Raw genomic sequence first — 25,603 nt, forward strand, 5'->3', positions numbered from 1 at the left:
CGCGAACCACCCCGACGACGGCGCGCCATCGCACATCGACCGCTAAGTTAGCGCCTATGGGGCTTGTCCCGAGGATCCGCCGTCGCACGCGGATATTGCGCGCCCAGTTCAGGCAGGCCGGTAGATCCTCGGGACAAGCCCGAGGATGACGCCATTAAGGCATGCCGGTTATCCGAACTCCCAAAAGCCATATGCGATCTCCCCCACGAGGAGGGAGATCAGTCCGCCGGCCGCATCACCCGCTAATACCGGTAATAGTACCCGTGGTGATGCCTGTGGTGCCGGTAATGATGCCTATGGTGGTACCGGTGGGGATAGATGTAGTAGTGTCTGTAATACCGATGGTACCGGTAGTGCGGATAGCGGACCACATAGCCGGGATAGTAGTCATCATAGTAGCGCGGGCCGTAATAGCGGCCGCCGTAATCGTAGAACGGGCCGCCATAGAACGGGCCGCCGTAGAACGGATAGCCGCCAAACGGCCCGATACCGAGGCCGAAGAAGCCTTGCGCATCTGCCGGCGCGACCGTGGCCACTGCCGAAGCGATGGCGATTGCCGAGGCAAGTAGAAGCTTTTTCATGGCAACCTCCTCCTGAAGGTTCGCACTGACAACGCTTGACGAGCCGAAAAGCTGCCTAGGCAGTGGGCCTAGCGCGAAAATCGGCGGGATTTGAAGCCGCGCCTGCTTCCCGGCGATGATCGCCTAGCTGCAGACGCGCACCTCCCGCGTGAATCTGTGGTCGTGGCTGCGGGTTCTGACCATTTCGACCCGGCAATGGCGGCCGTGCTTTACGACACGATAGTGGCTCGGCGGGGCAACATAGCCGCCTTCATAGTCGTTGCTGTAGGCCGGACCGTAGCCGGGCCCGTCATCCAGATAGGGACCGCCCCAATAGGAGCCGTACACCGGAGCGTAGTTGTAGCTGTCGTAAAAATCGCCGAAGGGGCCGTAGCCGAAATAACTGCCGCCCAGGAATACGTTGCCGGCATCCGCCGATGTGATGACGGCCGCTGTCGAGGCCAGGGCGAACACCGAGGCGAACAGGAACTTTTTCATGGCAACCTCCTGAAGGTTCACCCATGACAACGTGCGGCAAGCCCAAAAATTGCGGCGCCCTGCACAATCGGCAACATTTGAGGGCTTCGTGAGCGCTCGAAGCGCTCCAGGCACACATCGGACGATAGCGCGGAGCGGCAAGCCGTTCCGCGCCATCCAACCAGGGTGACTTTAGTAGCCGTTGTAGCCGTTACCGCAGACGCGCACCTCCTCCACCACGCGGTGGTGGTGGCGCCAGTGGCTCACCAGTTCGGTTCGGCAATGATGGCGATAATAGCGGTGATGGTAGCGAACCACATAGCCGCCATTGTCGTAGTCGTCATTGTAGACATGGCGATAGTAGCGGTGGGGGTAGTATCCGCCATAATCGTCGTAGTAGCCGTTATCATAGCCCGGCCCGATGCCAATACCCAGTTGCACGCTACCGGCGCTGGCCGGCGCGATCGCGAACGCCGAGGCGATGGCGATCATCGAAGCAAGCAGAAGCTTTTTCATCGCTGCCTCCTTGAGTTGCAGGACGCCCCTTCAGGGGATAAACGGTTTCGAAGGGGCCGGTGTTCCGAGGAAAATGCGCGGCCCTATCTCGGGGACGAGCCCGTTCGCAAATGCGGGAAAACGCTCGCTCCCCTGCAAGGGTGCACGGACCAGGGGGAATAGCGCGTCGCGCGATGTCGCAGCATCGCTCGCGCACCCTTGGCGCCATCGGCTATGCCACACCGACGTAAATCTCAACCGCAGGAGCTCCCATGACCAAGCAGACCATTCTCAAATTCGGCCCCGTCGAGCATGCCGAGGCCGGCGACCTGCCGGGCTGGATCGTCGTGGAGGGCAGGCCGACCATGCAGACGGCCGTGCAGCACACCACCGAGGACGGCAAGGTGATGTCCGGCACCTGGCGTGCTTCGCCCGGCACCTATCACGCCACCTACACCGACTATGAATTCGTTCACATGATCGCCGGCCGCATCATCATCACGCCCGACGGCGGCGAGCCGGTCGAGGTCGGCCCCGGCGATGCTTTCGTGGTCGAGGCCGATTTCAAAGGGACGTGGAAGATCCTCGAGCCAGTGACGAAGCATTTTGTCGTTGTGGCGGGGTAGGGGTGTGAGCTGCTGATCTCCCCCCTTGTGGGGGAGATGGCCGGCAGGCCAGAGGGGGGCGCTGTCCCGCCGGCATATCAGCCTTGAGTTCATCTCACCAGCCAAAGCCGGGGAGGCATTCGTAGGGCGACTCCCCATCATCGTCTCGGCTTCGCCGAATCACCTCTCCCCTGTTTCATGGGGCGACGACCTTATTCTGGGGCGCCGCGATCCTTCGCGCCCCCCTCTGCCCTGCCGGGCATCTCCCCCACAAGGGGGGAGATTGGCAGCTTCACCGCCCCACCTTCGAAATCACCCTCTTCTCCACGTCCGGCTCCAGCGATTTCGCGAAGGGTGTCGCCATATGGTGCCGGTCGCGGAAGGCGAGCTTGCCGTCGATGAAGACGTGGCAGGTAGTGGCGCTGCAGAAGCGGTCGGTGAGGTCGACGTAAGCAGCGTTGGGGATGCTGTCGACAATATCGCGCTCCACCGCCGCCATCTTGTCGTTGGCGGCATAGGCCCGCGTCTGGTCGCAGCGCGAGGGCGTTTCGTTCCGCCAAAGCGCCCGCGCCACGCAGGTGTCGACATTCGCGTTGTTGAACGGCACGTCGCGGATGAAGGCGACCTTGAGGCCGGCTTGGCTCAGGCTGGTGAGCGTGGAGCGCAGGCCGGCCCGCCAGTCGGCGTCCTGGCTGTCCGTGTCGCCGCCGCGGCCCGCCATCTTGCGCCCGCTGCTCAGCGCCAGCTCCGAGATGACCACCAGCGCTGGCTTTGCGCGGATGATCTCCTTGATCGCCTGCTCGCGCCAGCGGTCGCATTCTGCGTAGGCGCGCTTCAACTCGGACGACCAGACGCTGATGCGCGAGGCGCGGCAGGAGTTTTTCAGCCAGGTCACCACCCGGTAGCCGTTCTTCCGGCCCGCCTCGATCAGCGGCGTCGACCAGTGGTCGGCGTGGGAATCGCCGAACAGGGCTATGGTGCGCCGGCCGTCGCCGAACACACAAGGGGTCGGCGTGACCGTCTCGTAATCCAGCACGCAGCCTGCTTTGGCGCGGGCCGTGGAGGGTTCGGCGGCGCTCGCGGCGATGATGCGCTGCGGCGGGTCGAGATCATGCGCGGCGAGCCTGGCATTGCCATAGGCGGCTGCGACGCCGGTGCCGGTCAGGAGGAGGGCCGGCACCAGCGCCCGCGCCGCATTGGCCATCAGCCAGCCGTTGCGACGGATAGGGTTCTCGACAAGGTGGTAGCTGAGCGCGGACAGCGCCAGCGTCAGGGCAAGGCAGTAAAGCCGCTCGGCAGGCGTCAACTCCGGCGCCAGCATGCCGGCATAGACGATGACCGGCCAATGCCAGAGATAGAGCGAATAGGAGAGCCTGCCGATCCATTGCAAAGGCGGCAGCGTCAGGGCGGCGTTCACGCAGTTCCGTTCGGAATTGCGCAAACGAGGAGTGCCGTCCCTGACGCCGGCCGCTCCCGCCTTGAGCAGAAGGACTGTGCCGGCCACCGGCAGAAGCGCCAGAAAGCCGGGGAAGGGAGCGTCCTCGCTGAAGGTGAGATAAGCGGCCCCGATCATCGCCAGTCCGGCCAGGCTCAACGCCCGCCCCAGCCGCGGACGCTCCTGCAACAGCCGCGCCGGCACCATCGATGCGAGGCCGCCGGCGGCAAATTCCCATGCGCGCAGCGGCGAAAAGTAGAACGCCCAGGGTGGCGATACGCTCGTCAGCCAGGCGCAGAGGACAAAGGAGACGAGGCCGGCCGCGGCGATTGCAACGACGATCGAGCGTTTGCCCGGCTTCAGCCAGGCGGCCAGCATCAGCAGCGCCGGCCAGGCGAGGTAGAATTGCTCCTCGACCGACAGCGACCAGTACTGGATGAACGGGTTGCTCGCGGCGTCATTGGCGAAATAGTCGAACGACCAGCGGATCAGCCACAGATTGATCATATAGGCCGAGGCGAACATGGCGCCCTTGGAATAGAGCGCCTGTTCTTCCGGCGACAGGATGACCGCGCCGGCGGCAAGTGTGGCGACGATGACGAATAGCGCCGCCGGCAGCAGGCGCCGCGCGCGCCGGGCGTAGAAACGCAGGAGGTCGAGCCGGCCGGTGCCGGAAATCTCGGCGACCAGATGGCGGGTGATCAGATAGCCCGAGATGACGAAGAAGATGTCGACCCCGGCAAAGCCGCCGGGCAGCGCGGTCAGGCCGAAATGGTAGGCGATGACGCCCGCTACGGCCACCGCCCGCAACCCTTCTATGTCGGGCCGGAAATCCTGCGCTGATGCTGACACGAATACGAACCTCGCAAGCTCGTTCGTATCCCGCCTTGGGGAAGACTTGCGCCTGCGGGCTCATATCGCAATGCAACAAATCTAACGCGGTGCAACATAAGGGGAGGGCGACGACGTGCGGCAGCACCGGAATTGCCGAGCTCCTCCCTAGCCGGCGACGCTGCTCCTGCAATGAAAGCAGCCGACCGCATGATCTCGCCCCGCGAGGCCCGACGCCGCATTCACGCCTTCTTCACGAACTCCGTCTTCAGCACCAGGCCCTTCACCTGCTTGGTGTTGCATTCGATCTCGCCGGGATTGCCGTTGAGGCGGATGTTCTTCACCAGCGTGCCGCGCTTGATCGTCTCGGACGTGCCCTTGACCTTGAGGTCCTTGATCAGGGTGACGGAGTCGCCGTCCTTCAGCGTCGTTCCGTTGCTGTCTTTTACGATAGCGTCTGTCATGGCGGATCTTTCATCGGTTGGATGGCCTGCGCCCCGCCTATCGCGCCGATCCCGGCCCGGTCAAGCGCGCTGGAGCTGGTCATCTTGCGTGCAAGGGAGAGGTGTGGCGCTACCTCGCAATCATCACCTCGGCCTCGATCTCGACCGGGAAATTCAGGGGCAGGGCGGCTACGCCGATTGCCGTGCGGGCGTGGCGGCCGATCTCCGGCCCGAACACCTCGAGGATAAGCTCCGAAAAGCCGTTCATCACCGCCGGCGTCTCGGTGAAGCGCAATGCCGAATTGACCATGCCGTGCACGCGGCACCAGCCGGTGATCCGGTCGAGGCTGCCGAGCTCGCGTTTCAGGCTGGCGAGCATCGACAGCCCGACCTTGCGGGCCGACGCCCGCGCCTCGTCGAGCGACACGCTCTCGCCGACCGCGCCGAACGGGCCCGCAAGCGAACCGTCCGGCTCCTGCGGTCCGTGGCCGGAGATATAGGCGCGGTCGCCGCGCACATTCACCCAGGGGAAGGGCAGCACCATGCCCGGCGGCAGTTTCAGCGGCGGTGGCAGCTCGATGCTGAGCGCGGCAAGCTTTTCGTCGGCACCCGGCATGGCATGGTCTCCCTTCCCGCACAGCGCCATCGAGCGCGCCGTCGCCGAGCTTTTCGGGTCGCCGGCCATTCGTCAAGAATGACTTGATTCGAAAGATCCCCGGGTTCCAGGAAACCCGGGTTCGAAGAAAATGACTTGGAGCCTGAAGACGCCGGGTCCCAAAAAACGGCCTGAAACTTGGCCCGCGCGGGCCGCGGCTTTGCGATCCGCGCGGGCTGACGCCGGCCCCCGCCGCCGACGCCAAGCCTCCGGCCCTCAGGCTGGCGGGCTGGCTATTTGGTTAGGCCGTCCGACCGCTGCTTTTTCCTCGCCAATCCTGGATGGTGGACCCGCTATGGGTTCCCCCTGAATGGCCATCTTTTGTCTTACGCGTTCCGGACCAAAACCGCCGGGCGCGTTTCCTGCAATTGCCCTAGAAATGCAGGTCCAGCGGCTGCGGATAGGCCTGGCCCGGTTCCGAGCCCTTCGGCGTCTGACCCGCCAAAGGCACGATACCGCCGGTTGCCGCCTCATCGAGCGGCGGCCGGGTCTTCTCGGCGCTGGCCTTTGTCTCGGTCGGCGGAATTTTCGTCTTGGCCCCGGCGCCTTGGGTCAGCGCAACCGAGAGGAGAAGCGCCGATAGCACGGATAGCACGATCTTCATGGCAGGTTTCCTTTCCTGGTTCCGCGGCCTCCTCATTGCTTGAAGCCCGATGCGTCGAGCAGCGCGACCTGCTTGCCGTCGATGTAGAAGCGTATCGCGTGGGCGTCGTTGTCGACGTCGATGCGCGTGGGCTGCGCGGCCTGCGCCGCGGGCGCCGCTCTGGCGTATTTCGACTGAAATTCTCCCTCCGGCGCGTACATGAACATCAGCGCCAGCGCGATGCACCCCGCGGTAAACAAGACGAAGGTGAGTGTCGATGAGGCGGTCGAGGTCATCTGGTCGTTCCTTCCTGATGAGGTGGTTCAAGAGTTCGGTTGTTCCCGGCCCTGAGAGCCGGGTTCGCCGTTGCTCGAAAATCGAGCGTGTCACTTGCTCTACGAAGGAAGGGGATGATGTGCTCAAGCCCACATTCGGCACATTTTCATCACAATAGTCTGCCCCTAGCCCGCGGCGAGCTTAGCGCCGGCAACCCGATGGCAAAGGCCAGCAATGTGGAAGGGTGTGGAATTCTCTGGAATTCCAGGAACGTCGGCCTGTGGACGGTTGGAACGCTAGACGTATGGCGGGGACAAAGGTCCGGCGCGAACCATGGCGGCGATGCGTATCATCCCGAGTCGACGCCATGCTGGCGGGCAGCCGCAGCCGGTCATGGGCAGACCGGATTCCACGGGAGGGCATGGGTTCCGGGGGGCGGTTCGATGGCACAACATATCGCGCAGAAACTGCGGCTGACATCGGCCTTGCTCGGCACTGTGACCCGCAAGGATCTCGCGGCGGCGTTCCGCGCTATCAATCCCAGGACCGCATTCGACGTCGGCCGCGCCGACAAGTGGCTGCAGGGCCGGGCTCATCCGCGTGAACTCAGCGTCTACGAGGACTGGGCACAACTGCTGCGGCTGGAGCAGCCCGGCAAGTGGGTCGCCGAAAGCGACCTTCCGAGTTTCATCGCCGCCATATGCGACCGTCATGGTGTCGACAGGGTCGAGTTGGAACGCCATGCCGCGCGGCAATTCGAGGCAGCCGCGGCGCATGCCCATGACGATCGTGCCAAGACTGTCGCGCTCATCGGATGCTATGCCTGCTATTCGCGTGCCTGGTCACCCTACTATCGCGGCCGGCTGATCAGGGGCAGGCTGTCGATCGAGGGAGGGCCGGGCGTACACGGCCTCACCGCCCAATACCGCGAGGAGTTGCCGACCGGCCCGCTGGTGCTTGGCGGCCCGGTGGCGCCGGCAAAGCGTGGGCTTTACATCCATGCCAGGGAGGTTGGTGGCGAGGCCCAGTTCTTCTTCAGCCTGTTCCCGCAGTCGCAACCAGGCAGCGTGCTCGGAGGCTATATGTGCGGCACCGCCATCATCGGCCCGGAGGCGCAGCCGTCGCTGACCAGGATTCTCATCGTGCGCCTGCGCGATCCGGCGCCCGACGCCGCCGCATGGGGCGGATACCTGCTGCCCGACCAGTCAATTACCGCGGATCTGGCGAGGCTGGGCGTCTCCGTCGAGCAGCCGGAGCAGGTCGACCGGCAGCTCTCGCGATTCCTCTTTGGGGGCAGCGACGGCGGTGTCCATCAGGCTTCACCGGCCGAATTCCGCGCCATCCTCGACGTGTTCGACCGCCATTGGCTGCAGCACGCGGGCTAACCACGGACCATCGCAAAGTATCGGCGAAGGGCGCCGGATGTTGCCGGCCAGCCACAGCCCGCATCCTTTCGGTTGCGGCCAGCCCTCGTTGCACGTCAATCAAGCAGATTTCCTTTGACGGGAATCCGTTCGCGTTGCCTTGGTGCGAGCGCGAAACTTGGGCAATGGGGTGCCTTATGAAGAAGATTTACGAAAAGCCGGTGCTGTCGAAGCGGCAGAAGCTGTCAAGCGTCGTCGCGAGCGTCTCGGTTTCCAGATCGTAACAAAGGCGCACGGACAGATTGGCTGGCGCGCCTGGCGGCTCGCCGGCCAGTTGCTGGCGCCAGATTTACGTCCTCGCTTGACGCGGCGGACGTCGCGCATATGTTGCGGTCCTGTTCGTCGACCGGGCCGAGGCAGCCGATGAAGAAGACATATCGCAAACCGACGCTTGCCAGGCGTGGCAGGCTTTCGGCGGTGACGGCCACAGTGCCATCCTCGGGCTTCACGTTCTGAGATCCGATCCGATCACGCGCCGATGCGGTCGTGCAGCCTGGTTGGACGATATTTGAGGCCGATGCCGGACTGGCGCCGGGAGTCGCAGACAAGCGTTGAATCGGGGCGGTGACGCTCCGGCTTGGTTCCCGCGATATCCGGCTTGAAAGTTGAGGCTGGCCAGGAGCGGGCGGTACACCTCGAAGGTGCCCGCCCGTCCGGCGCCGCCGCCAAGCTGCTGAAACCCCGTCCGTCCCCAACAGCAACGGTCATGGCGTGACCAGTGGTTGCCGAGTGCCATTGGCGCGGTGCCCTGTCAACGCCGCCGGGAATCGGCCCGGATGCACCTTTTTAGCCGCCTTTTCGTCCTCGAAGCACGCTTTGCAACCATGCCGGGGACACGGCTAAAAGCCACGAAATGGCGGAATTCCGGGCTTTTCAGATATTCACCAGGCAGCGCCGCGCATATGCCTATCCGCTTGAATAGGCTGATTTTTCGCCGGCCGGCATGTCGCTTCGAGCCTGACTTTTTTTGGGTGCAATTCGGCAGTACAGCATTGGTGCCCGGCGACAACGGGATTCCGCTTGAAAGCGGCATCGGATCTATCTGTGAGCCGTTTCATGACCCGCTCATGAAAGACGTGATAGAGTGTCGCCGAATGGGGGAAGTTGCGATGGCCAAACGGTTGTTCGAGGTTCTTGCCAGACGGCGGTCATGGCTGGACCGGGTCGCTTTGGGGCTGCTCGTGTTCCTGGCGACCCTGGTCGCCGCGCTGATGGGCGGCGCCAGTACTTAAAGCCAGGAAAAGTGCCTGGCGGTTTGCTCGGCGCCTTCGCCGCGCTTCGTCCACACTGGCGCCAATGCAAAACGGAGCGCGCTATTTTCTTTGGCCTATAGCCTTGAATTCGAATGTCGTGGGCCTGAGCCTGACCGGTCTCGGCCGCTCGGTGAGATCGACGACGCGGACCCACCTGTCGGCGCCGGCGCGCAAAGTGACTTTCTGGCCAAGCGCCTTCTCAGCCGCCTCGAAAGGCGTCTTTGCTGCGGCCAAATGGGCCGCGACGACGGCTTCGCCGTCCATTTCCTCGACACGATAAATTGTCATGCGGGGCGCCCGCCGCTCCGCTCTCGCCCTTTTATATTATATTAGAAATTACGAATGAAAGGCAAGACTCCCAAGTGTAGCGAAAGCGAAGCCGGCCGGGTTTAGTCCTCTATAGTAGAGGGCGCGCCGTAGCCGCGCAGGCCGGTTCCGTTGCAGGCCTGGCAGGAAGCCCGTTGTCCAGGGCAATTGTAGCGCAACGCGCCAGAGGGACAACATGCGCCGTTCGACGCCACCTGTTTCTCGCACTCGAACACCTTGCCGGCGCCCAGGCACCGGGGGCAAGCGAACTTCCTGAATTCGCTCAAGCGAGCCTCCGGCTGTTTCACGCGCGCCCGGCAACGCGCTGACTATGCCGCGGGTTCCATGACAGACACGGTTTGTCCTGCGTACGATAGTACATGTTAGTGATGGCTAATATGATCGACTGCAGCGCGCGGTCGGTTCCGCGGTGCCGCGGCGCATCAGGACAAGGGTTCCTCGCCCTCGCGTAATGGCGGAGAGGAAAGGCGGCACACCTCTTTCACCAGCCCGCGCAGCCAGCGATGCGCCGGATCGGCGTCGAGCCTCGGGTGCCACAAAAGCGAGATCGTCAGCGCGGCGAGCTTCACCGGCAGCGTGAAGGTGAACAGGCCCTCGCGCAGCGTTTCGGTATAGCGTTCCGGCACCGTGGCGATGAGGTCGGAGCCACGCGCCAGCGCCAGCGCCTCGGCGAAGCCGCCGACCACGGTCGCGACTGTCCGCGTCAGCCCGACGAGCCCCAGGGCGTCATCCACCGGGCCGCGGTCGAGGCCACGGCGCGAGATCAATATGTGCCGGCCGGCGGCGAACCGCGCGGCGGTGATCCGGCCTTCGCTCAAAGGATGGCCGGCCCGCGCGACGCCGACAAAGCGGTCGCGGAACAGCGCCTGCGCGCGCACCTCCGGCCCGATCGAACCGCCCACTACGCCGGTCTCCAGATCGACCGCGCCCTCGCGCATCGGGCCGCTATCCTTGTCGGGCTTGGGCACGAAACGCAGTTGCACGCCCGGCGCTTCCTCAGCCACGCGGGCGAGCAGCGCGGGGCCGAAATTCTCGACGAAACCATCGCTGTTTCGCAGCGTGAAGCTGCGGCCAAGCCGCGCGAGGTCGAGCCGCTCGGCAGGCCGCAGCACCGCTTCCGCCTCCTTCACCAGCCGCCCGACCTGCCCGCCGAGCTCGACAGCGCGCGGCGTCGGCACCAGGCCGCGCCCGGCACGCACCAGAAGCGGGTCGCCTGTCGCCTCGCGCAGCCTCGCCAGGGCCCGGCTCATTGCCGAAGGGCTGAGCTTGAGGCGCCGCGCGGCCTTGGCGACGCTGCCTTCGGCAAGCAGCGCATCCAGCGTGACGAGCAGGTTGAGATCGGGTCGCGGCATGACGCGACCATAGCACGGATTCGTCAAAGTGGCATGGCGTCCGATGCACTATTCAAGTGCATACGCTGCGTGTTCCGCCATGTCATGCGCACGCCTATCTTCCCCGCAAGTTCAACCGACGGAGAAGAAATCATGGCCGACATTGCCCAAACCCGCGCCGCGCCCCTGCGCCATTCGACGGCGGGCGCGCTGGCCGGCCTGTCGCTTGCCATGCTCGTCTCCTCGCTCGGTACCAGCATCGCCAATGTCGCGCTGCCGACTTTGAGCGCGGCTTTCGCCGCGTCCTTTCCGGCGGTGCAATGGGTGGTGCTTGCCTATCTGCTCGCCATCACGGCGCTGATCGTCAGCGTCGGGCGTCTCGGCGATGTCGTCGGCCGCCGGCTGCTGCTGATCGCCGGCCTGACGCTTTTCAGCGCCGCTTCGTTTGCTGCCGCGCTCGCGCCGTCGCTGGCGATGCTGATCGCTGCCCGCGCCGTGCAAGGCCTGGGCGCGGCGGTGATGATGGCGCTGACGATGGCCTTCGTCGGCGAGACGGTGCCGAAGCAACGCACCGGCAGCGCCATGGGCCTGCTCGGCACCATGTCGGCGATCGGCACCGCGCTTGGACCCTCGCTCGGCGGCGTGCTGATCGCAGCTTTCGGCTGGCGCTCGATCTTCCTTGTCAATGCCGCGCTCGGCGCTGTCGCGCTGCTTGCCGCCTGGCGCTTTTTGCCGGGCGACCAAGGGCCGGGCATCGACCGCGCAGAGGCGAAGGGAGCCGCGCGTTTCGATATGCTGGGGACACTGCTGCTTGCCGCCACGCTTGCCGCCTACGCGCTGGCCATGACCATGGGGCGCGGTCATTTCGGTGGCCTGAACATGGCGCTGCTCGGCACGGCCATGGCCGGTGCGGCGCTGTTCGTCGTCGCCGAAGCCAAGGTGGCGTCGCCGCTGGTCAAGCTCGCGCTGTTGCGCGACCCAGTGCTGGCGCCGAGCCTTGCCATGAACGCGCTGGTCTCGACGGTGATGATGGCCACGCTGGTCGTCGGCCCGTTCTTCCTGTCGCGTGCACTGGGCCTCGGCGACGCTGCGACCGGGGCAGTGATGTCGATCGGCCCCGTGGTCTCGGCGTTTTGCGGCATCATTGCCGGGCGTGTCGTCGACCGCCTCGGCGCTGCCGCGATGGTCATGGCCGGGCTGGTGCTGATGGTCGCCGGCTGCGTCGCGCTCGCCGTGCTGCCGGGCGTCTTCGGTGTCGTCGGCTACGCGGCGACGATCATCCTGCTGACGCCCGGCTACCAGCTCTTCCAGGCGGCCAACAACACCGCCGTCATGGCCGATGTCGATAGGTCCGAGCGCGGCGTGGTCTCGGGCATGCTGAGCCTGTCGCGCAATCTCGGCCTTGTCACCGGCACGGCGGTGATGGGCGCGGTGTTCGCCTTCGCCGTGGGCACCAAGGATGTCGCGACGGCAGCGCCGGCAGCGGTCGCCGGCGGCATGGGGTTCACCTTCGCGGCGGCCACGGGGTTGGTGGCGTTGGCGGTCGCGATAGCGGTGGCTGGGCGGAGAGGCCGGATCGCGTAATCTGGGGAGAGCGGCAGCTTCGGCGCCGGCGCCGTTCCTTCCGCGATCACGCAATTTCGTCACCGCACCGGGAGCCTATCCTGACAGGCGGCGGTGCCCATTCCGCCTTCGGCCGGTGCCTCAGCTACCCCCAACGAACCCCCGCCCACTGCGGCGCCGGCCCATCCTCCCACCCGATCTCGATCGCGCGCCGGAGCGGATGGCGCATGTCCATGCTCCCGGAACCAAAGGGATAGGCAGCGGTTTACCCAGCCGAAGGGATGATTCAGGAATTAGGAATAGAGCAATGAAAACAGTGCTTCTTGCCGCCCTGGCGCTCTGCGTCGCCGCACCCGCCGTCGCTTCGGCGGCCGAGGCCGATGTCGTCATCAGGACGCATCACAGGCATCATTATCATCACCGCCCCGCCATCATCATCAATGACGAGGGCCATCGCTTGCATCACCGCCATCACGGCACGGTCGCCTTCTATGACAATGGCGAGCGGGGTTGGCGTTATCGCCATCACCGTCGTCAGGACGTGGTCGTCACGAGTTCGATCCACCGGCACCATCATCGTCGGGTCGTCGTCGAGGGCGGCTCCGACTATTGACGCCCCGCGCCCCGGCTCGCGCGATCAGACACGGGCCGGGAGCGCTTTTTTTCGATTTGTCTCTTCAGGACCGATTCCCCTGCGCAGCGCCTTCAGCACGCCGGCCTGAACCATGGCGCCCAACCGCAGCCGCCGACGGTTGGCGCAGGCGGCCTTTGACGCTCATTGGACTTCGCCACGGCACAACCCATATTTGAACTCATGGAGCTTCGAGCGTGACCTTCGCGCGGGCGGCCCTTTTCGCCGTTGCCCTCGTGGCCGCGGCTGCCGTTTCTTCCTTCTCCTCGACCGGGAGCGGGAAGATCGCGCTGAGCGTTGCCATTGACGGCGCTATAGGGCCGGCGAGCACCAGGCAGCTCGAGGAGGCGCTCGATACTGCTGCTGAACGCAACGCCGAAGTGCTCATCCTTCAGCTCGACACGCCGGGCGGCCTGGTCACCTCGATGCGCGAGATGATCGCCGACATCCTGGCCTCGCCGGTGCCCGTCATCGGCTATGTTGCGCCGGCCGGCGGCCATGCGGCGAGCGCCGGCACCTATATTCTTTACGCAACCCATGTCGCGGCGATGGCGCCGGGCACCAATCTGGGCGCGGCGACGCCGGTCGAGATAGGCGGGCTGCCGTCGCTTCCGGGCGGCGACAAGGACAAGAACCAGAAGGGCGTCACCGAGCCGCCCGGCGACGAGATGATGGCCAAGGTGACCAATGACGCGGTCGCGCTCATCCGCTCGCTCGCCGAGATGCGCGGCCGCAACGGCGACTGGGGCGAGAAGGCGGTGCGCGAGGCAGCAAGCTTGTCGGCCAACGCCGCCCTGCAGGAGCATGTCATCGACTTCGTCGCCCGCGATGCTACCGAGTTGCTGCAGCTTGCCGACGGGCGCACCGTCGATGTCGCCGGCGCCAAGAAAGTGCTGGCGACGAAAGGGCTGCCGGTCGAGACGCTGGAGCCTGGCTGGTTCATACGGCTGCTCTCCGTCATCACCGATCCGAACACCGCCGTCATCCTGATGCTGGTCGGCGTCTATGGCCTTGTCTTCGAGTTCACCAGCCCGGGCGCCGTGGCGCCCGGTGTCATTGGCACAATCTGCCTTGTGCTCGGGCTCTATGCGCTCAACCTCTTGCCGATCAACTATACCGGCCTGGCGCTGATGCTGCTCGGCATTGCCTTCCTGATCATCGAGGCCTTCAACCCCACCGTGGTGCTGGGGTTGGGCGGCGTCGCCGCTTTCCTGCTCGGCTCGGCCATGCTGCTCAGGATCGAAGGGCCGGGCTTTGCCATGTCGTGGGCGGTCATCGGCCCCGCCGCCGTGCTGACGCTCGGATTGGCGCTGCTCACCGGAACCTATGTTTGGGCGGCGCGCAGGAACCCGCCGCGCGTCGGCGGCGAGGCGATGCGCGGCCTGCCCGTCGAGATCATCGACTGGCAGGGCGGCGAGGGCCATGTGCTGGCTTTGGGCGAACGTTGGCGGGCGAGGGCCGACGAACCCGTAGCACCCGGCGACAGGGTCGAGGTGATCGACGTCAGCGACCTCGTGCTGACCGTGCGGCGTCGCGATGCGAGCAACAACGGAGTAAAATGATGGTCGGTTACGTCGCCTATCTTATCATTGCGCTGCTGGTGATCATCTTCCTGGCGGCCGCCATCCGCATCCTGAGGGAATATGAACGCGGCGTGGTCTTCACGCTCGGCCGCTTCACCGGCGTCAAGGGCCCCGGCCTCATCATCCTCATCCCTTTCGTCCAGCAGATGGTGCGGGTCGATCTGCGCGTGGTCGTCCAGGATGTGCCGCCGCAGGATGTCATCTCGCGCGACAACGTCTCGGTCAAGGTCAACGCCGTGCTCTATTTCCGCATCGTCGACGCCGAGCGGGCAATCATCCAGGTCGAGGACTTCATGGCCGCGACCAACCAGCTGGCGCAGACCACGTTGCGCTCGGTGCTCGGCAAGCACGAGCTCGACGAGATGCTGGCCGAACGCGACAAGCTCAACAGCGACATCCAGGAGATCCTCGACCAGCGCACCGACGCCTGGGGCATCAAGGTCTCCAATGTCGAGATCAAGCATGTCGACCTGAACGAGAGCATGGTCCGCGCCATCGCCAAGCAGGCCGAGGCCGAGCGGCTGCGCCGTGCCAAGGTGATCAATGCCGACGGCGAGCAGCAGGCGGCGGCGAAGCTGGTCGAGGCCGGCCGCATGCTTGCGGCCGAGCCGCAAGCCATGCAGTTGCGCTATTTCGAGGCCCTGCACGACATCGCCGGCGAGCGCTCGTCCACGGTGGTGTTCCCGCTGCCGGTGGATTTGCTCGGGCAGTTCATGAAGGGCCAGGGCAAGTGAGGCATTGACGCTGCCGGCCTCTTCCCTCGGCGGCAGAGTCAGTCGGCCTCGCCGCCCGAACCCTTGCCGCATTCTGCCAGCACCTTGCCGATCGCAGCACCTGAGCCTTTCAGCGGAAAGCTCGCCGCGCCGTATTTGTCGGCCGAGACCGTCACCTCGCCCTTGCCGCGCAGCAGCGCCAGCAACGGGTCGGCGGGGCCGGAGAGTTCGGCGGTGAAGTAATTGTACATCGCCTCGAGCTCGAGCTTTTTCGTCAGGCTCCTGTCGCCGGCCTTGAAGGTGAATGATCCGCCGATGCCGGGCTCCAGCTGCCCGCCCGCGGCGCCGAGATCGTAGCTCAGCACCGGCTTGTCGAAGCAGGCTAGCATCAGATGTGCGTCGCCCTTCGGGCCGCCGCAGACCGAAGCCATCATCACGCTGCCGCCTTCGTCCTCCTCCATCCGGGCGGACCAGGCGCAAGGCGCGGCATGGGCGAAAGGGGTGGCTAGAAGGCCAAGTGCGACGATTGCCAGTGCGCTTTTCATAATCGATCCCCCACCGTGGCAGGGCATCATATAGAGATTGTCGAAAGCCGGCGAGCGGCCAATCTCTCCTGAATGGATCTCGCTTACGTGCTCTTGGCCGGCTCGAACAATTCCAGCAGATTGCCGGAAGGGTCGACCACCAAGATCTCGTCTGCGGTGTTGCCGGCGACGGCGATTGCACCAGGTATTGACGACAATTCGACCGCCGACGATTGCAAGGAGGTAAACCGATGACCGATGATGCAACCGCGATCCGCCAGGTGGTCGAGACCTGGATGGCGGCGAGCCGGAAGGGCGATCTGGAGACCGTGCTTGGCCTGATGACGGACGATGTCGTCTTCATGGTTCCCGGCAAGGAGCCCTTCGGCAAGGAAGCCTTCGCCGCCGCCTCCAGGAGCATGGGCGAGACCAAGATCGACGGCGACAGCGAGATCGTCGAGCTCAATCTGCTCGGCGACTGGGCCTATATCCGCAACCGCATCGATATGACGGCGACACTGCCCGGCGGCGAGCCGGTGCGGCGGTCCGGCTATACGCTGACGCTGCTGCGCAAGGAGAATGACGGCCGCTGGCGGCTGGCGCGAGATGCGAATTTGCTGGCGGCAAAAGGGTAGGGCGCGGCCGCCGGAACTGCCTATCCCCTTCTTGGGCGAGGAAGCTTGTCCTGCGAGCACCGCGGTCGGGAGCGCCTGCGCGAATGCCCGGCTACCTCGCGCTTACTTTCGCCACGGCGGCTCAGGCGCGAAGCGCTTGCCGATCCAGTCGGCGAAGGCGCGGGTCTTGGCGGCCTGACCCTTGGCCGAGGGCATGACGACATAGACCGCGCCCTCGTCGGCAAGTGTCCAGTCCTCCAGGATCGGCACCAGCCGGCCGTCGGCGAGCTCGCGCCCGACCAGCCAGTCGGTGCTCATCATCAGGCCGACGCCCTGCACGGCGGCCTCGACCAGCACCTCGGCGTCGTCGCTGACCAACGGCCCTGAAACCTCGACGCGCACGCGCCGGCCCTCGCGGTCGGTCATCTCCCAGGCGGGAAAGGTCTGGAAGCCGGAGAAGCCCAGGCAGCTGTGCTCCAGCAGCGCCTGCGGCGTTTCCGGCCTGCCCCTTCTGGCGAGGTAGGAGGGCGCGGCGCAGAGCAGCCGGCGCCGCGTCGCCACCTTGCGTGCCACCAGGCGCGAGTCCTCCAGGCTGCCCAGCCGTACGGCGACGTCGAAATTCTCGGCGACGAGATCGGCGAAGCGGTTGGAGAACTCTGCCTCGATGTGGACCTCGGGGAACTCCACCAGGAATTGCGGCAAGAGCGGCCCGATCCACATACGCCCGAAGGTCCCGGGCAGCGCCAGCTTGAGCAGGCCGCGCGGCCCGCCGGCGGCATGCGCCGATGCGGCCGCCTCAGCCTCGTCGACCGAGGCCAGGATGGCGCGCACGCGCAACAGGAATTCCGCGCCCGCCTCGGTAAGCGACACGCTGCGCGTGGTGCGGTGGAGCAGCCGCACCCCCAGCCGCTCTTCCAGCGATTGGAGACGGCGCGACAGGATGGTCGCGTCGCGCCCGACTCTCGCTGCAGCCCGGGTGAAGGAGCGCGCCTCGGCGACGGCCGCGAAGGCCGCCATTTCGGCAAGGGCGGAGGGTTCAACTGATTGCTGCATGATTTGCAATACTCAAATGCGAAGTCCAACGATTATCGAGTAATAGCGCAGCAGCTAGATTCGCTCAATCGTCCATCGACCACGCACGGAGTGAACCCATGAAAGCCATCGAACTCAGCCAACCCAGGCTCGACGCCTTCCGCGCCGCCAGCATCGCCACGCCCGAACCGCAACGCGGCGAGGTGCTGATCCGCCAGCGTGCGGCGAGCCTGAATTTCGTCGATGTCGCTGTGGCGAGCGGCAATTATCCCGGACCGGTCTTCCCGCTCGTTCCCGTGGCCGACGGCGCCGGCGAGATCGTCGCGCTCGGCGAGGGCGTCACGACATTCAAAAATGGCGACCGCGTTGTTGTCCACGCCAAGCCGCGCTGGATCGGCGGCCGGCCGCGTCCTTACGAGATGACGCGGATGCGCGGCATCTCCTTGCCCGGGTCGCTGGCCGAATATGTTGCGCTGCCGGCCAACTCGGTCGTGCCGGTCCCGGCGCATCTCTCCTTCGAGGCGGCCTCGACCTTGCCGATCGCTGGCACCACCGCGTGGAACGCCATCCGCGCCGCCGATGTCGGGCCGGGCTCGGTCGTCGTGCTGCTCGGCACGGGCGGGGTCTCGATCTTCACCCTGCAGCTCGCCAAGGCGGCCGGGGCCACCGTCATCATCACTTCATCCTCGGACGAGAAGCTCGAGCGGGCCAAGGCGCTCGGCGCCGATCACCTGATCAATTACCGCGCGACACCGGACTGGGATGGCAAGGTGCTGGAGTTGACCGACGGTCTCGGTGCCGACCTCGTCGTCGAGACCGGCGGCACCGCCACCTTCGCGCGCGCCGTCAATGCAACAGCGCCCGGCGGCACGCTGTTCACCATCGGCTTCGTCACCGGCGCCGAGGCCACGGTCAATCTGCTGCCGATCATCATCAAGGCGCTGAAGGTGGTGGGCAACAACACCGGATCGGTCTCGGACCTGCGCGACGCCGCCCGCGCCATCGGCGCCGCCCGGATCGAGCCGGTCGTCGACAAAGTGTTTTCACAAAACGAGGCGACCGAAGCCTACACCTACATGGCCGCCGGCGGCCTGCATTTCGGCAAGCTGGTGTTCGGCTTGGATTGGTAGGAAGAGCTGACGCTGGAGTAGGCGAAGGCGATGAATCTCTCGATCTCCCTGAAGCCGACTTCCCTGACAGCAAGATGTGGGAGCTTCAATCCGCCTCGCCGCCCAAGCCCTTGCCGTATTCGGCCGGCAGGGGGCGCTCCGTCGACCGAGCGTTCTCATGCTACTCCCGATCCTCACCTCTCGCCGTCAGAACCTGAGGTCGAGGTTGGCCTTGACGCCGTTGTCGGCGTTATGGGAGCCGAACTGACCGGTGTAGGACAGGCCGAGAGTGGCATTGACCGACATCGGCAGGTCGAATCCGGCCTCGATCACGGCGCTGTCCCTGGCGATGGGCACGCCGGCAATGGTGAAGGCGTTGCCGCCGGCGAAGGCGAAAGTCGAAGTCGGCGTGACATCGCCGAAGGCATGGCGCCAGCCGAGCGTGCCGCGCGCGGTCGCCTCGATGCTGCCCAGGCCCACGTCGGTCGAGGCGCGCAGCCCGAGCGTGGAGAAGGTCGCATTGGTAGCTGAACTTGCGCTGGTCAGGGCTGCACCGCCACCTTTCTCGGTGAAGCCGTCAGTATGCACGCTGACATAGGCGAGATTGGCGAACGGCTCGAACTTAAAGCGCCCGGCATCGGCCTTGTAAGCGAGTTCGCCGAACACCTGTGCCGTCCCGGCGTCGTAGTCGGCCGACAGTTGATCGGCGAAGCCATTGAAGGCAACCGCGCGCTTTGTCGAGATGCTGTTCCAGCTGTAGGCGGCGCCGGTGCGGAAGGCTATGGCGCCCCAGTTGGTGCCCCCGTAGAGCCCGAGATGGTAATTGTCGCCGGCGCCGCTGGAATGCCGAGCGTCGGCGTCGAAAGTCGAATGGCTGTAGCCGCCGATGGCGCCGACGCGCCAGTCCCCGACCAGGCTATCGGCGCCGACCAGGAGGCCGCCGGTCGAACGATCGAAGGCGGCGGCATTGCCGTCGCTGCCGGTATGTCCCCATGAGCCGAAGGCTTGGCCCCAGACGGCGAAGCGATCGGTGTCGGCCGCGACCATTTCCGGCCCGCCCTCGCCATAGGCCATGACCGGCAATGCGGCTGCGTCGGCATCGCCGAACGCGGCGCTGATCCGTCTGGTGGCGGCGTCGCGGATGAAGCGGCTGTCCTCCAGCAACATCCCCTTGGCCGAGGCATGGATCTCTCCCGACAGCTGGTCGAAAGCCGCTTGGGCAGTTGCCTCTGTCGGCAGCACGGCGATTGCGTCGTAGAGCGGATTGCCGGCACCCAGCATTTCGGCGCCACCGCCGGTGGCGATCTGGTTCGGCGTCAGGCCAACCTGAGCGAAGGTCTTTTGGACCACATTGAGATAGACGTGATTGGCGTCATAGCTGTCGACGAGGCCGAGGAAAGCCGTGCCGATATCGCCTGTGAGCGCGTAGTTTCCGGCGACACCACCGTCGGCTTGCAACACCGCATAATGCGTGCCCGCTACGTAAGGCGCGGCATCCGTCTTGACCACGTCGAGCATCGCTCCGGCGGCGATCGTCGCAGCGCCGGTCGCCTGGATCAAATCGGACTGGCCGGTCGAGGTCAGTTCGGCCTGGTAGACCGAACCTGCCGTCTGGTCGACATCGCCCGCGACATTGAGCGTGCCGATCGAATTGCCCGGCGCGATGATGCCGCCCGATTGCGCCGCGATGCCACCCACCGTGCCGTTGCCGCCCAGCACGCCGCCCGAGATCGTCACCAGCGAGTTGGCCAGCGAGCCGTTCACGGCCAGCCGCCCGCCGCTCACGTTGGTCGCGCCGGTGAAGGCGCTGGAATCGGCGGTGAGGTTGGTGTTGCCGGCGATCTGGTTGATCGTGCCGACGCCGGCGATCGCCGAGCCGAAGGTGTAGTTCGTGTCGGTGTGGTTGAAGTTGATTGCGCCCGCACCAGGTCCGAACTGGACACTCGCCGCATTGAGCGTGCCCGCGGCCGCCGCTGGCGATCCGCTCGCCGCACCGATGTTCAGCGTGCCGACAGAGCCCGCCAGGGCGGCGATGTTGACCGCGCCGCCGGCCGACACCGCGCCGCCATTCGCGATCGTCAGTGTGCCTGTACCAATACTGCCGACATAGAGATCTCCGCTATTGGTCCATGTCGAGCCAGGGCCGCTGACCGTTGCGGTACCGATGGACCCGGCACTAGCTCCCAGATAGCCATCTGTGTTGCTGACCGTGCCGCCGTTTGAGACGATCAATGAGCCCGTACCACGGTGACCAACCATGAGAAGGCTGCTGCTGGTCCAGCTTGAGCCCGCGCCGCTGACCACTGCCGTACCTATGGATCCGGCGTCAAAGGCCAGATAGCCAGCGTTGCTAATGACCGTTCCGCCGTTTGAGATCGCCAGTGCGCCGGTGCCGTCTGCGCCAACATAGAGGTTGGAACTGTTGGTCCAGGTCGCGCCGACGCCATCGACAAACGCCATGCCCGTCGAGCCCGCCTTCGCGCCTATAATCGCAGAGCCGTTGCTGACCAGGCCATGCGAGATCGCCAGCGCGCCGGTGCCATAATCGCCGACAAACAGATCCCCGCTGTTGGTCCAGGTCGAGCCGGCGTTGTCGACAATCACCATGCCGATGGAGCCCGCCTGCGAGCCAATGACGCCGGTCCCGCTGCTGACGGTGCCGCCATGCGAGATCGCCAGCGTGCCCGTGCCGGCACTGCCGACGAACAGGTCTGCGTTCGTCCAGGTCGAGCCGGCGCCATCGACGAACGCGATGCCGGTCGAGCCTGCCTGCGCGGCGATATTGCCCTCACCATTGCTGACCGTGCCGCCATTCGAAATCGTCAACGTGCCCGTGCCGGCGTCGCCGACAGACAGGCTCGACGCGATGCTCCAGATCGAACCTACGCCATCGACCGTCGCCGCGCCGGTCGAGCCCGCTTTGGCACCGACAAAGCCGATGTTGCTGCTGACTAGACCGCCGTTCTGGATGTTCAGTATGCCAGTGCCGCCATATCCAACGTAGAGGCCGTTCGTGTCGCTCCAGGTCGATCCGTTTCCGGTGACTGTAAGGGTGCCGCTCGAATCGGCATTGACGCCGATGTAGCCCGACATGGCGCTCACTGCGCCGCCGTTCTGGATCGTCAGCGCGCCGGCACCGTAGTTGCCGATGGAGAGAAAGCCGGAATTGGTCCAGTGCGAGCCCGCACCGTCCACCGTCGCGGCGGCGGCCGGGCTGAAATTTTCACCGATATAGCCGTTGGTATTGCTCACCGTGCCACCGTTCTGGACCGTCAGCGTGCCGGCGCCGTTCCAGCCGACATAAAGCTCGCCGGAATTGGTCCAGGACGAGCCGGCGCCGGCGACTGTCACGGCGCCGGTCGAGCCGGATTTGGAGCCGATCTGGCCGCTGGTGCTGCTCACCACGCCGCCGCTCTGGATCGTCAGCGTGCCGGCGCCGCCCCAGCCGACAAGTAGATTGCCGGAATTGGTCCAGGACGAGCCGGCGCCGGTGACAGTCGCCGAGCCACTGGAACCGGCCTGCTCACCAATCGAGCCGAGGGAATTGCTTACAGCGCCGCCGTTGGAGATGGTCAGAGTGCCGGTGCCGGCATGGCCGACGAAGAGCGACGAACTGTTGGTCCAGGTCGAGCCGATGCCACCGACCGTCGCCGTCCCGGTCGAGCCCGCGGAATATCCGAGATAGCCAGCAAGGTCGCTCACCACACCGCCGGCTAAAACGGTCATCGCGCCCGTGCCATTCTGTCCGACCGTCAGATTTCCGCTGTTCGTCCATGTCGACCCCGGGCCGAAGACGTTGACCGTGCCATGGGAGCCGGCATTCGCGGCAACAACGCCGGTCACATCCGTTGCTGTTGCTCCGCTGAAGATGTCCAGAAATCCGGTGCCTTGATCGCCGACGGTCATCTGGGAAGCGTTCGTCCAGGCGGAGCCTGCCCCCGTCAACACAACAGTGCCGGTGGCAGAGGAACTCCCGCCAAGATTGGCAAGGTCATCCGACAACAGGCCACCATTTGAAACCGTCACCAATCCGGCGCCACCAAACCCGACATAGAGATTGCCCGTGATGTTCCATTGCGAACCGGCGCCATTGACCGTGGCCGTGCCAGAGGAGCCGGAAACGTAGCCGATATAACTATAGAGATTGGTAAGAGTGCCGGCATTCGAGATGGTCAGATTGCCGGTTGAAGAAGAGCCATTGGCTATGGTGAGACCGGCGGCAAAAGCATTTCCGGCGTTGATGACGGTCGGGTTTATGACGATGGTGTCGATAGTGACATTATCGGCCGCGGTCGGTACCGATGCGGGATTCCAGTTTCCGGCGGTGAACCAATCCGTGGAGGCTGCGCCGGTCCAGATCTCGGCCGCCGTGGCGCTTGGCTGGCCAAGGCCGATCAGCGCCGTCGACGTCAACGCCAGATACTTCAACGTCTTCTTCCGACCTTCAAATCCATTCTTCGGCATTTAATCCCCTGACAGACAAGTCATTTCACCCTGAAGGTGACATGTCATTGGAGCCCGGCATTGTCTTGGGCAGCGCCGCACTGGAATTGGACTGGAAAGAGATGCCGGTTCTTTTCTGCGCGTTGTGATGGTTTGGCACCACCGAGAATTTTGCAGCCAAGCGGCGTTACTTGGCGTCGCAGAAATGCGGCTAAAACAAACAGATAGAGCTGATGGGAAAATCGGAAATCGCGTCGCCTGACCGGTTTCGGGAAATGCCCGGTGCTATCTGGCGCTTGTTGGCGTGTAGCCGAAGCGACGGCGGAAGCAGCGATTGAAGTAGGACACGTCGCTGAACCCGCTCATCATCGCAATTTCGCTGACCCGCATGTCGTCATTGTGTCTTTGGGTGAGCATCTTATGTGCGCTTTGCAAGCGCAGCTCGAGCACACGTTCGGAGAAGCTGATGCCCGTCTCCTGGAGAATGTCGTGAATATAGCGCGTCGACAGACGGAGTTCCTTTGCGACGCCCTGCGCGGAGATGCCAGGATCGGCGAAATTGTCTGCGATGTTGGCCAGGACCGCCCGCAGCCTGGCCGCTCGCAGGCCGCGCAGGCCGGCCAATTCGGCGGCCTCACCTTTCGCGCCCGTCACCAGACCGATCAGATCGACGATCACGTCCGTTGCGTGCATGATGAGATCGGCCGAGACGAGGGGGCGGCCGGTCTCAAGAAGTTGGCAATAACGCTTGAGAAGATCGAGAGCCTCGTTTTCGGCGCCGATCTTCAACGCCAGCCTGTCATCGATCTGTGGGAAGGCCTGTACGAGGACGGCGCGTGGGACCACCACGTTCGACCACACATTCCGGTCGGCACCGACCATTTTCAGTGCTTCCGATGCCGTGACCAGGACCGCTTCTCCCTTGCCGACGCCGTACTCGCGGCCGACCTGCGCCCCGGTCAAAACGGTGTCGGCTTGGTTGATCAGCAGGAGATATCCGTCATTGCCGTCGTCGGCAATGTTGCTTGCTTTCCTCGTTGCATGCCTGATTGTTCCGGACATCTGGCCGAGAACCAGTGATCCGACAGCCGTGGCTTCGATCGCTGCCTCGAAAGGCAGGTCCGCGGATATGCCGTATTCAACCGACCATATCTCCGCGACATGGATGTCCTGCCAGAGGGAAAACCGATCGCGTTCATTAAGATGCGAGGGCAACTGAGCCGATGAAAACACCGTCTTTCGCGACAATCGAACACCTCGAAAAACTACAGCTTCAAAAATTGTCGAACGCGATGCTTTCCAATCGGAGAATAACAAGCGACATTGATCGCTCGGCGTTCGACCGATCGCATTAGACCCTTAATCGAGTTCAACCACGCGTGGCGTCACCCCAAAGTATGACGTCGCGAAATCCTTCCAGACGGGATCGGCGTTTTTGCGCCGGGCGGCTGTCAATTTGGTGCTGTATCATCGTTTTTCGCACATCTCTCATGCGGGACAGGGCGTGTCAGGGGGCGTGGTGGAGAGGCTGGGCAGCGAAGTACTTTATTCGATTATCGGTGAAATTTATGATTGCGTTTTGAATCCGGAAGGCTGGACCGGAGTGATGACCCGGGTCACCGAAGCCGTCGACGCCGCCTATACCACTGTCGCGCTGGCCAGCACTGCTGACAATCAGGGCCGTTTCGCGGCTCAATCAGCTTGGGATCCGGTGCAAATGCGTGCGCTCCAGGAAGATTACGACTTTGACGAAATTCCCGGATTGAAGGCCGCGGTCATGGGCGACATCGACACGCCTGTTGCGACGCTGTCGCATATGAGCGAGGCCGAGCTCCAGCAAACGCCGTTCTTCCAGAATTGGGCCAGACCGCAGGGATTGCGCGAGGCTTGCATCACCAAATTCGTTCACACGCCGGACCGGATTGGGCTCATGGGCTGCACCACGCGTGCCAACAGGGGTATCATAACCGTTGAAGAGCAGCGGTTCCTGGCATTGCTCTCGCCGCATCTGCGCCGCGCTTCCCTGATTGGAGATCTGCTCGATCAGACCCGCATTACCGCCAATTTCTATCGCCAAGCGCTCGACCATCTCGCCGTGCCTATCGTTCTTGCCGGCGCCGACGGAGCAATCCTCCATGCGAATGGGGCTGCCGACCGGATGTTTTCCGGGCAGGGTCCCATTCTTTCCAGGAAAGGCCTGCTCCAACCGCAGAACCCGGTGGTCGCCCCCGCTTTGGCGGAAGCATTAGCCAGCGCTGCCGGCGCAGATGCTTCGCTTGGCTCTCGCGGCATAGGGCTGCCCGTTTCAGCGCCGGGTCAACCGCCCGCCGTAGCCTATGTGTTGCCGCTGACCGAAGGAACCGCGCGCGCGGCTTTCCGGCCCGCCTGCGCGGCCGTCTTCGTATCGACCACGACGTCCTCTTCTCCGCTGCCGGAGGCCGTTCTCACGACGCTGTTCGACCTTACTCCCGCGGAGGCCCGGGTCCTCCTGCGGATCGGCAGCGGATTGCCCGCGTCCAGGAGCGCCTCGTCGCTCGGCATCAGTGAAAACACGTTGAAGACCCATCTCAACCGGATATTCGCCAAGACCGGCACGAGGCGCCAAGCCGATCTCGTCAAACTGATTTCGGACATAGGCATGCCTTTCGTGACTGATCAGGCTGCCGCTCGCCGCTGAGCTGGCCGCGCCGAACTCC

General features: G+C 64.7%; 24 protein-coding genes. 10 read left to right on the forward strand and 14 right to left on the reverse strand.

Features of this window, described 5'->3' with window-relative positions:
- Nucleotides 1–242 precede the first annotated feature (242 nt).
- The 3 genes from FJ419_RS25030 to FJ419_RS25040 all read right to left on the reverse strand — a co-directional run bounded on the left by FJ419_RS25030 (nt 243) and on the right by FJ419_RS25040 (nt 1,553).
- On the reverse strand, nt 243–581 hold the full coding sequence (locus FJ419_RS25030; protein WP_140631667.1) for a hypothetical protein: 339 nt from the start codon (nt 579–581) through the stop codon (nt 243–245).
- A gap of 123 nt (nt 582–704) precedes the next feature.
- Entirely contained in the window at nt 705–1,058 is a 354-nt protein-coding gene (locus FJ419_RS25035) for a hypothetical protein (RefSeq protein ID WP_140699459.1), read from the reverse strand.
- Nucleotides 1,059–1,229: 171 nt separating this feature from the next.
- Entirely contained in the window at nt 1,230–1,553 is a 324-nt protein-coding gene (locus FJ419_RS25040) for a hypothetical protein (RefSeq protein WP_140699463.1), read from the reverse strand.
- A gap of 251 nt (nt 1,554–1,804) precedes the next feature.
- Between FJ419_RS25040 and FJ419_RS25045 the strand changes: the two genes are divergently transcribed.
- Entirely contained in the window at nt 1,805–2,158 is a 354-nt protein-coding gene (locus FJ419_RS25045) for a cupin domain-containing protein (RefSeq protein ID WP_140699466.1), read from the forward strand.
- 271 nt (nt 2,159–2,429) lie between these two features.
- On the opposite strand, the gene FJ419_RS25050 is transcribed toward FJ419_RS25045, so the two are convergent.
- The 5 genes from FJ419_RS25050 to FJ419_RS25070 all read right to left on the reverse strand — a co-directional run bounded on the left by FJ419_RS25050 (nt 2,430) and on the right by FJ419_RS25070 (nt 6,380).
- Nucleotides 2,430–4,424, reverse strand: coding sequence for an acyltransferase family protein (locus FJ419_RS25050; RefSeq protein WP_140699469.1), 1,995 nt, complete (start codon nt 4,422–4,424; stop codon nt 2,430–2,432).
- Between the two features lie 221 nt (nt 4,425–4,645).
- The gene (locus FJ419_RS25055) at nt 4,646–4,867 is read right to left on the reverse strand and encodes an alkylphosphonate utilization protein (protein ID WP_140699473.1); all 222 of its coding nucleotides are present in this window, start codon (nt 4,865–4,867) and stop codon (nt 4,646–4,648) included.
- A gap of 109 nt (nt 4,868–4,976) precedes the next feature.
- Nucleotides 4,977–5,462, reverse strand: a complete 486-nt coding sequence (locus FJ419_RS25060; RefSeq protein WP_140699476.1) for a RidA family protein — start codon at nt 5,460–5,462, stop codon at nt 4,977–4,979.
- Nucleotides 5,463–5,874: 412 nt separating this feature from the next.
- Complete coding sequence (locus tag FJ419_RS25065; RefSeq protein WP_140699479.1) at nt 5,875–6,105, reverse strand: hypothetical protein; 231 nt, start codon at nt 6,103–6,105, stop codon at nt 5,875–5,877.
- 32 nt (nt 6,106–6,137) lie between these two features.
- Nucleotides 6,138–6,380, reverse strand: a complete 243-nt coding sequence (locus tag FJ419_RS25070) for a hypothetical protein (protein WP_140699482.1) — start codon at nt 6,378–6,380, stop codon at nt 6,138–6,140.
- Nucleotides 6,381–6,803: 423 nt separating this feature from the next.
- Here FJ419_RS25070 and FJ419_RS25075 point away from each other — a divergent pair, with 423 nt between their 5' ends.
- Both FJ419_RS25075 and FJ419_RS25085 read left to right on the forward strand, forming a co-directional pair.
- Nucleotides 6,804–7,745, forward strand: coding sequence for a hypothetical protein (locus FJ419_RS25075; protein WP_140699485.1), 942 nt, complete (start codon nt 6,804–6,806; stop codon nt 7,743–7,745).
- 815 nt (nt 7,746–8,560) lie between these two features.
- Complete coding sequence (locus FJ419_RS25085; protein ID WP_140699491.1) at nt 8,561–9,016, forward strand: hypothetical protein; 456 nt, start codon at nt 8,561–8,563, stop codon at nt 9,014–9,016.
- Between the two features lie 81 nt (nt 9,017–9,097).
- Here the strand turns inward: FJ419_RS25085 and FJ419_RS25090 are convergent, their stop codons facing one another.
- A complete protein-coding gene (locus FJ419_RS25090; protein WP_140699496.1) occupies nt 9,098–9,325 on the reverse strand; it encodes a hypothetical protein in 228 nt (75 codons plus the stop codon).
- Nucleotides 9,326–9,786: 461 nt separating this feature from the next.
- Entirely contained in the window at nt 9,787–10,716 is a 930-nt protein-coding gene (locus FJ419_RS25095) for a LysR family transcriptional regulator (protein ID WP_140699502.1), read from the reverse strand.
- Between the two features lie 132 nt (nt 10,717–10,848).
- On the opposite strand from FJ419_RS25095, the gene FJ419_RS25100 reads away from it, so the two are divergent.
- From FJ419_RS25100 to FJ419_RS25115, 4 genes are all read left to right on the forward strand, one after another.
- Nucleotides 10,849–12,279: an MFS transporter gene (locus tag FJ419_RS25100; RefSeq protein WP_246679346.1), complete on the forward strand. Its 1,431-nt coding sequence runs from the start codon at nt 10,849–10,851 to the stop codon at nt 12,277–12,279.
- A 286-nt stretch (nt 12,280–12,565) separates the two neighbouring features.
- Nucleotides 12,566–12,871, forward strand: coding sequence for a hypothetical protein (locus FJ419_RS25105; protein ID WP_140631599.1), 306 nt, complete (start codon nt 12,566–12,568; stop codon nt 12,869–12,871).
- 215 nt (nt 12,872–13,086) lie between these two features.
- The gene (locus FJ419_RS25110) at nt 13,087–14,451 is read left to right on the forward strand and encodes a nodulation protein NfeD (RefSeq protein ID WP_140699513.1); all 1,365 of its coding nucleotides are present in this window, start codon (nt 13,087–13,089) and stop codon (nt 14,449–14,451) included.
- The gene (locus tag FJ419_RS25115; RefSeq protein ID WP_140631594.1) at nt 14,448–15,206 is read left to right on the forward strand and encodes a slipin family protein; all 759 of its coding nucleotides are present in this window, start codon (nt 14,448–14,450) and stop codon (nt 15,204–15,206) included. The genes FJ419_RS25110 and FJ419_RS25115 overlap by 4 nt, the downstream gene beginning before the upstream one ends.
- 38 nt (nt 15,207–15,244) lie before the next feature.
- Here the strand turns inward: FJ419_RS25115 and FJ419_RS25120 are convergent, their stop codons facing one another.
- Entirely contained in the window at nt 15,245–15,730 is a 486-nt protein-coding gene (locus FJ419_RS25120) for a hypothetical protein (RefSeq protein ID WP_246679347.1), read from the reverse strand.
- A gap of 230 nt (nt 15,731–15,960) precedes the next feature.
- On the opposite strand from FJ419_RS25120, the gene FJ419_RS25125 reads away from it, so the two are divergent.
- Nucleotides 15,961–16,344 (forward strand): SgcJ/EcaC family oxidoreductase, encoded by a 384-nt coding sequence (locus tag FJ419_RS25125; RefSeq protein WP_140699519.1) that lies wholly within the window; start codon nt 15,961–15,963, stop codon nt 16,342–16,344.
- Nucleotides 16,345–16,446: 102 nt separating this feature from the next.
- On the opposite strand, the gene FJ419_RS25130 is transcribed toward FJ419_RS25125, so the two are convergent.
- Nucleotides 16,447–17,376 (reverse strand): LysR family transcriptional regulator, encoded by a 930-nt coding sequence (locus tag FJ419_RS25130; RefSeq protein WP_140699522.1) that lies wholly within the window; start codon nt 17,374–17,376, stop codon nt 16,447–16,449.
- A gap of 98 nt (nt 17,377–17,474) precedes the next feature.
- Here FJ419_RS25130 and FJ419_RS25135 point away from each other — a divergent pair, with 98 nt between their 5' ends.
- The gene (locus FJ419_RS25135) at nt 17,475–18,485 is read left to right on the forward strand and encodes an NAD(P)-dependent alcohol dehydrogenase (protein WP_140699525.1); all 1,011 of its coding nucleotides are present in this window, start codon (nt 17,475–17,477) and stop codon (nt 18,483–18,485) included.
- 186 nt (nt 18,486–18,671) lie between these two features.
- On the opposite strand, the gene FJ419_RS25140 is transcribed toward FJ419_RS25135, so the two are convergent.
- On the reverse strand, nt 18,672–22,928 hold the full coding sequence (locus FJ419_RS25140; protein ID WP_140699528.1) for an autotransporter domain-containing protein: 4,257 nt from the start codon (nt 22,926–22,928) through the stop codon (nt 18,672–18,674).
- 264 nt (nt 22,929–23,192) lie between these two features.
- The gene (locus FJ419_RS25145) at nt 23,193–24,155 is read right to left on the reverse strand and encodes an AraC family transcriptional regulator (RefSeq protein WP_140699531.1); all 963 of its coding nucleotides are present in this window, start codon (nt 24,153–24,155) and stop codon (nt 23,193–23,195) included.
- A gap of 211 nt (nt 24,156–24,366) precedes the next feature.
- Between FJ419_RS25145 and FJ419_RS25150 the strand changes: the two genes are divergently transcribed.
- The gene (locus tag FJ419_RS25150; protein ID WP_246679379.1) at nt 24,367–25,584 is read left to right on the forward strand and encodes a LuxR C-terminal-related transcriptional regulator; all 1,218 of its coding nucleotides are present in this window, start codon (nt 24,367–24,369) and stop codon (nt 25,582–25,584) included.
- The last annotated feature ends 19 nt before the right edge of the window (nt 25,585–25,603 follow it).

Origin of the sequence: Mesorhizobium sp. B2-6-2, assembly GCF_006440615.1 — a bacterium.
GTDB lineage: Bacteria > Pseudomonadota > Alphaproteobacteria > Rhizobiales > Rhizobiaceae > Mesorhizobium.